This is a genomic window from Gordonia sp. ALPHA1B1, assembly GCF_005502615.1.
Lineage (GTDB): Bacteria > Actinomycetota > Actinomycetes > Mycobacteriales > Mycobacteriaceae > Gordonia > Gordonia hongkongensis.
Window position 1 is genome coordinate 41796 of record NZ_SCOC01000033.1, and the last position, 7216, is coordinate 49011.

At 68.4% G+C, this 7216-nt stretch carries 5 protein-coding genes; 4 read left to right on the forward strand and 1 reads right to left on the reverse strand.

What is annotated here, in order from left to right; translation table 11 throughout:
- The first annotated feature begins 48 nt into the window (after nucleotides 1-48).
- Both mshC and FFS52_RS18690 read left to right on the forward strand, forming a co-directional pair.
- A complete protein-coding gene (gene mshC / locus FFS52_RS18685) occupies nucleotides 49-1302 on the forward strand; it encodes a cysteine--1-D-myo-inosityl 2-amino-2-deoxy-alpha-D-glucopyranoside ligase (protein WP_137810576.1) in 1254 nt (417 codons plus the stop codon).
- Between the two features lie 54 nt (nucleotides 1303-1356).
- Nucleotides 1357-1665 (forward strand): hypothetical protein, encoded by a 309-nt coding sequence (locus tag FFS52_RS18690; RefSeq protein ID WP_058250417.1) that lies wholly within the window; start codon nucleotides 1357-1359, stop codon nucleotides 1663-1665.
- Between the two features lie 28 nt (nucleotides 1666-1693).
- Here FFS52_RS18690 and FFS52_RS18695 read toward each other — a convergent pair whose 3' ends face one another.
- On the reverse strand, nucleotides 1694-2572 hold the full coding sequence (locus FFS52_RS18695; protein WP_058250418.1) for a PAC2 family protein: 879 nt from the start codon (nucleotides 2570-2572) through the stop codon (nucleotides 1694-1696).
- Nucleotides 2573-2623: 51 nt separating this feature from the next.
- Between FFS52_RS18695 and metH the strand changes: the two genes are divergently transcribed.
- Entirely contained in the window at nucleotides 2624-6214 is a 3591-nt protein-coding gene (metH, locus tag FFS52_RS18700; protein WP_137810577.1) for a methionine synthase, read from the forward strand.
- A gap of 38 nt (nucleotides 6215-6252) precedes the next feature.
- Entirely contained in the window at nucleotides 6253-7020 is a 768-nt protein-coding gene (locus FFS52_RS18705; protein WP_137810578.1) for a crotonase/enoyl-CoA hydratase family protein, read from the forward strand.
- Nucleotides 7021-7216: the final 196 nt, after the last annotated feature.

Genomic DNA, 7216 nt, shown 5'->3' on the forward strand with positions numbered 1-7216 from the left:
GGACGAGGCCGTGAAGGGCCTGCGCGCGGTGGGCAATACAGTGGACGCATGCAGATGTGGCCCGATCTCGAACTCCCCGCCGTACCGGGCAGTGGACCCGCCCTCCGTCTCTACGACACCGCCGACCGTGCGGTCCGTCCCGTCGCCCCCGGGGCCACCGCGACCATGTACGTGTGCGGCATCACCCCCTACGACGCGACCCACCTGGGGCACGCCGCCACCTATGTGACCTTCGACCAGGTCAACCGGATCCTGCGCGATCAGGGCCACGAGGTCCACTACGTGCAGAACGTCACCGACGTCGACGACCCGCTGTTCGAACGGGCGGACCGGGACGGCGTCGACTGGCGTGATCTCGGGGCGCGGGAGACGCAGCTGTTCCGCGACGACATGACCGCTCTGCGCGTCCTGCCCCCGCGCGATTACATCGGCGCGGTCGAGTCGGTCAACGAGGTCGTCGAGGTCGTCGGCAAGCTGCTGGCCTCCGGGGCCGCCTACACCGTCGACGACGCGCAGTTCCCGGACGTCTATTTCCGCGCCGATGCCACCGAACAGTTCGGCTACGAGTCGGGATACGACCGCGAGACCATGGAACGGTTCTTCGCCGAGCGCGGCGGCGATCCCGATCGTCCCGGTAAGCGCGATCCGCTCGACGCGCTGCTGTGGCGCGCCGAACGTCCGGGTGAGCCGTCGTGGGAGTCGCCGTTCGGTCCGGGCCGGCCGGGCTGGCACATCGAGTGTTCGGCGATCGCGCTGAACCGGCTCGGGATCGAGTTCGACATCCAGGGCGGCGGTAACGATCTCATCTATCCGCACCACGAGTACTCGGCGGCCCACGGGGAGGCCCTCACCGGCTCGCGGCGGTTCGCCCGGCACTACGTGCACACCGGGATGGTCGGGCTCGACGGCGAGAAGATGTCGAAGAGTCGTGGCAATCTCGTGTTCGTGTCGGTCCTGCGTCGCGAGGGCGTGGACCCCGCGGCCATCCGACTCGCACTGCTCGCCGACCACTACCGCGGTGACCGGATGTGGACGGACGCGGTCCTGGACACGGCCGTCGAACGCCTCGGTCGCTGGCGTGCGGCGCTCGGCGCCGGCGCCGGACCCGACGCCGAACCGGTCATCGCGCGGCTCCGCCAGCATCTCGCCGACGATCTCGACACCCCCAAAGCGCTTGCCGCAGTGGACGGTTGGTGCGCGGATGTGCGCAACGGAATCGGTTCGTCGACGACGGCGCCCGCCGAACTCGCGGCCGCGGTCGACGCGCTGCTGGGAATCCCGCTCGTCCCCGACGTCCGATAGGCGTTGTCCCCACGCCCGGATGTCCGCGCGCCGACGTCTGGGTAGAGTGCTGACGTGGCGCGCGTGCAAGAGATCCGACCCGAGACCGACGCCGGGGTGTACACCGTCGTCACCCGGACGTCGACCTACCTGCTGGATTTCACCGAGATGACGCTGCTCCGGGCCCCCGGGGTCGGCGGCACCGAGAACGAGGACTGGACGGTCAGCAGGCTCCGACGCGACTCCGAGGACATCCCGCTGCTCGGGGTGAAGTCCTGTCGCCTGGGGGAGTCCGCGCAATTCTGGGTGCGCGCCGCCGACGATCCCGACGTCCGCACGTGGCGGATCACCACCCCCGTGGTGTCCATCGAGAAGATCGGCTGACGACCCGGATTCCGGCCGGACGCCTGGTTCAGGGTCCGAACGGGCCCTGGCCGCGACGCTTGAGATACCGCTCGAACTCCGCGGCCAGCGCGTCGCCGTCGATCTTCGCCATGACCTCGTCGGTGTCGACCTCGGCGTCCCCGCGCTCCTCGAGCCCGCGCACGTAGTCGGCGATCTCCTCGTCGTCTTCCGTCATCTCGGTGACCGCGCGTTCCCATTCCTCCGCCTGCTCGGGGAGGGTGCCGAGCGGCACCTCGATGTCGAGGACCTCCTCGACCCGGGTCAGCAGCGCCACCGTGGCCTTCGGGTTCGGCGGCGTCGACACGTAGTGGGGGACGGCCGCCCAGAACGAGACGGCCGGCAGACCCGCCTGGACGAAGAGATCCTGGAGCACGCCGGTGATGCCGGTCGGTCCCTCGTAGCGACTCTCCGCGAGGTTGTACCGGGCCGCGGACTCGCTGCTGTAGGCCGCGCCGGTCACCGGCACCGGGCGGGTGTGCGGGGTGTCGGCGAGCAACGCGCCCAGCATCACCGTGGTCTCGACACCGAGCTCTTGCGCGAGGTCGACGATCTCGGCGCAGAACGCCCGCCACCGCATGTTGGGTTCGATGCCGCGGACCAGCACGATGTCGCGGTCGGCGCCCCGCGGGCTGCAGTACGAGATGGACGTCGTCGGCCAGTCGATCCGGCGCGTGACCCCGTCGATCTGATTCACGGTGGGGCGATTGACCTGGAAGTCGTAGTATTCATCGGAGTCGATGTCGGCGAGGGGTCGGGCGTCCCATTCGAGTGCCAGGTGCTCGACAGCGCTGCTGGCGGCGTCCCCGGCGTCGTTCCACCCCTCGAAGGCCGCGAGCAGAATGGGTCTGCGCAGCTGGGGAAGGTTCGACGTCTGCTCAGCGTTCACCGATCCAGCCTACGACCGAACACGCAGAGAGGGCGAACTACGCTGTCAACCATGTCCCCTGACTTCTCCGGAACCGATCCACGCGATTTCGACACGACATTTCTGTCGGCGATGTCGCGTCGGGTACTGATCGGCGACGGGGCGATGGGCACCATGCTGCAGGCCGCGGATCTGACGCTCGACGACTTCCGTGGCCTCGAGGGTTGCAACGAGATCCTCAACGACACCCGGCCCGACGTCCTCGAGGGCATCCACCGTGCGTACTTCGAGGCCGGCGCCGACGCCGTGGAGACCAACACCTTCGGGTGCAACCTCTCGAATCTGGGCGATTACGACATCGCGGACCGGATCCGGGAGCTGTCGTACAAGGGAACGACGATCGCGCGCGACGTCGCCGACGAGATGGGTCCCTCGGCCGACGGCACCGACCGTTTCGTCCTGGGTTCGATCGGGCCGGGCACCAAGCTGCCCAGCCTCGGCCACACCACGTATGCGGACATCCGCGACGCCTACCTGGAATGCGTCATCGGCATGCTCGAGGGCGGTGCCGACGCGATCCTGATCGAGACCTCGCAGGATCTGCTGCAGGTGAAATCGGCGGTGGTGGCCGCCCGCCGTGCGATGGAGCGGGTGGGCCGCAGGATCCCGATCATCTCCCACGTCACGGTCGAGACGACCGGCACGATGCTCCTCGGCTCGGAGATCGGTGCCGCGCTGACAGCGCTGGAGCCGCTCGGTATCGATCTGATCGGCCTGAACTGCGCCACCGGTCCCGCCGAGATGAGCGAGCACCTGCGGTACCTCTCCAAGCACGCGCGCATCCCGGTGTCGGTGATGCCCAATGCCGGTCTGCCGGTCCTCGGTGCCAACGGCGCCGAGTACCCGCTGACGCCCGAGGAACTCGCGCAGGCCATGTCGCAGTTCGTGGGCGAGTTCGGCCTGCAGTTCGTCGGCGGCTGTTGCGGCACGACACCCGAACACATCCGGCAGGTCGCGGACGCGGTGTCCGAGGTGACCCCGGCGACCCGGACCCCGGAACACGAGTCGGAGACGTCGTCGCTGTACTCCGCGGTGCCCTTCGACCAGGACGCCAGCTTCCTGGTGATCGGTGAGCGCACGAACACCAACGGCTCCAAGGCCTTCCGCGAGGCGATGATCGCCGAGGACTACCAGAAGTGCCTCGACATCGCGAAGGACCAGACCCGCGACGGCGCGCACATGCTCGACCTCAACGTCGACTACGTCGGTCGCGACGGTGCCGCCGACATGACGGCTCTCGCCACCCGGTTCGCCACCTCGTCGACGCTGCCGATCATGCTCGACTCCACCGAGCCGGAGGTCATCCGAGCCGGTCTGGAGTCGCTGGGCGGGCGCTGCGCGGTGAACTCGGTCAACTACGAGGACGGCGACGGACCGGATTCGCGGTTCACCAAGATCATGCAGCTCGTCGTCGAACACGGGGCGGCGGTCGTCGCGCTCACCATCGACGAGGAGGGGCAGGCGCGTACCGCGGACTGGAAGGTCCGGGTGGCCGAGCGGCTGATCGCCGACATCACCGGCAACTGGGGACTCGCCGAAGAAGACATCATCCTCGACACGCTGACCTTCCCGATCTCGACGGGTCAGGAAGAAGTCCGACGCGACGGCATCGAGACCATCGAGGCCATCCGCCGGCTGCACGAGGCCCACCCCGACGTGCACTTCACGCTGGGCATCTCGAACATCTCCTTCGGGCTCAATCCCGCTGCGCGACAGGTGCTCAACTCGGTCTTCCTGCACGAGTGCGTACAGGCCGGCCTCGACACCGCGATCGTGCACGCGTCGAAGATCCTGCCGATGGCCCGGATCCCGGAGGAGCACCGCGAGGTCGCCCTCGACCTCGTCTACGACCGTCGACGTGAGGGTTACGACCCGCTGCAGAAGCTCATGGAGCTGTTCGAGGGTGTCTCGGCCGCCTCGGCGCGTGAGTCGCGGGCCCAGGAACTGGCGAAGCTGCCGCTGTTCGAGCGCCTGGAGCGCCGGATCGTCGACGGTGAGCGCAACGGTCTGACCGACGACCTCGACGAGGCGATGACCCAGGTCCCGCCGCTGACGATCATCAACGACACGCTGCTGGCCGGGATGAAGACCGTCGGCGAACTCTTCGGTTCGGGCCAGATGCAGTTGCCGTTCGTGCTGCAGTCCGCCGAGGTGATGAAGACCGCGGTGGCGCATCTCGAGCCGCACATGGAGGCCACCGGCGAGGACGGCAAGGGACGCATCGTCCTCGCCACCGTCAAGGGCGACGTGCACGACATCGGCAAGAACCTCGTCGACATCATCCTGTCCAACAACGGCTACGAGGTCGTCAACATCGGCATCAAACAGCCGATCGCGACCATCCTCGACGTCGCCGCGGACAAGCGGGCGGACGTCATCGGGATGTCCGGGCTGCTGGTCAAGTCGACCGTGGTGATGAAGGAGAACCTCGAGGAGATCAACTCCCGTGGGCTCGCCGACGAGTACCCGGTGCTGCTGGGCGGCGCCGCACTCACCCGCTCCTACGTCGAGAACGATCTCTCCGAGACCTACGAGGGCGACGTGCACTATGCGCGTGACGCTTTCGAGGGTCTGCGCCTGATGGACGACATCATGGCGACCAAGCGTGGCGGGGGACCCGACCCGGACAGCGACGAGGCGAAAGCCGCGGCGGAGAAGGCCGCCGAACGCAAGGCCCGCCATGAGCGATCGAAGCGCATCGCGGCCAAGCGCAAGGCCGCCGAGGAACCCGTCGAGGTACCGGCCCGCTCGGATGTGGCCGCCGACAACGAGATCCCGACCCCGCCGTTCTGGGGGTCGAGGATCGTCAAGGGCGTCCCGATCGCGGACTACATGCAGCTCCTCGACGAGCGCGCGCTGTTCCTGGGTCAGTGGGGTCTTCGGGGCGCCCGCGGTGGTGACGGGCCGTCGTATGAGGACCTCGTCGAGACCGAGGGCCGCCCGCGACTGCGGTACTGGATCGATCGCCTGTCGACCGAGAACATCCTGCAGCACGCCGCGGTGGTCTACGGGTACTACCCGGCGGTCAGCGACGGCGACACCGTCCACGTGCTCACCGAGCCGGAACCCGACGCGCCGGTGCGGTTCAGCTTCACGTTCCCGCGTCAGCAGCGGTCGCGGTTCCTGTGCATCGCGGACTTCATCAGGTCCCGCGCTGACGCGAAGGCGGCCGGCAAGGTCGACGTGCTGCCGTTCCAGCTCGTCACCATGGGACAGCCGATCGCCGACTTCGCCAACAAGCTGTTCGCCGACAACGCCTACCGCGACTACCTCGAGGTGCACGGCATCGGCGTGCAGCTGACCGAGGCGCTCGCCGAATACTGGCACCAGCGGGTGCGCAGCGAACTCGCGTTCGGCGACCGCACGATGGCCAGCGAGGACCCGGAGAACGCCCAGGGCTTCTTCGACCTCGAATACCGCGGCGCGCGTTTCTCGTTCGGTTACGGCGCCTGCCCCGACCTCGAGGACCGCGCGAAGATGATGGAGTTGCTCGAGCCGGGACGGATCGGCGTCGAACTGTCCGAGGAGTTGCAGTTGCATCCCGAGCAGTCGACCGACGCGTTCGTGTTGCATCATCCGGAGGCGAAGTACTTCAACACCTGACGCACTTCGCCACCGGATCGAGGGACGGGGGACAGGCGATGACGGTTCTGGAGCGGTCCGAGGGGCCGGTGCGGATCATCGGGATCGACCGGCCGGATCGTCGCAACGCCGTCGACCGGGCGACGGCCGATGCGCTGGCGGATGCCTTCCGGCGGTTCGACGCCGACGACTCGGTGTCGGTCGCGGTGCTCTACGGCGAAGGCGGGACCTTCTGCGCCGGAGCCGATCTCAAGGCCATCTCGGACGGTGACCCGAATCGGGTGGCACCCGACGGTGACGGCCCCATGGGTCCGACGCGGATGACGTTGTCCAAGCCGGTCATCGCGGCGATCTCCGGGCACGCCGTGGCCGGCGGACTGGAGCTGGCGCTGTGGGCGGACCTGCGTGTGGTCGACGACGACGCCGTCTTCGGGGTGTTCTGCCGGCGCTGGGGCGTCCCGCTGATCGACGGTGGGACCGTTCGACTTCCGCGCCTGATCGGTGAGAGCCGGGCAATGGACCTCGTGCTGACCGGCCGGGCGGTACCCGCCAGTGAGGCCCTGTCGATCGGGCTCGCCAATCGCGTCGTCCCGTCCGGGACCGCGCTACCGGCCGCGATCGCGCTGGCCGCCGAGATCGCCGCGTTCCCGCAGACGTGCATGCGCGAGGACCGGATGTCGGTCCTCGAACAGGACGGCCTGGACACGGACGCGGCCATCGCCAACGAACTCCGACACGGCATGGTCTCGCTCGCCACCGACACCCTGGCCGGCGCAAGCAGATTCGCCGGTCGGGCGGGTCGGCACGGGGAGGGCGTGGGCTGTTAGGCGAACCGACGAATGCGGAACGTCTCGACGCGCCAAGCTACTCACCAGCCCTGCTCCCGGATCCGAAAGAACGCCCTGCCCCTGCTCCCTGAGCAGCCTATGAGGGTTTGTGTCAACAGGGTCCTGTGATGGGTGTGGGCGTGGGGGTGTGGCCCGGCGGCCGGTGGTGGCTGCGGGATGGATGATGGTGGGGTTT

What these genes read in the sequence shown, in the direction of transcription:
- mshC (WP_137810576.1), top strand. Translation starts at nt 49, where the DNA reads ATGCAGATGTGGCCCGATCTCGAACTCCCCGCCGTACCGGGCAGTGGA.
- metH (WP_137810577.1), top strand. Translation starts at nt 2,624, where the DNA reads ATGTCCCCTGACTTCTCCGGAACCGATCCACGCGATTTCGACACGACA.
- FFS52_RS18705 (WP_137810578.1), top strand. Translation starts at nt 6,253, where the DNA reads ATGACGGTTCTGGAGCGGTCCGAGGGGCCGGTGCGGATCATCGGGATC.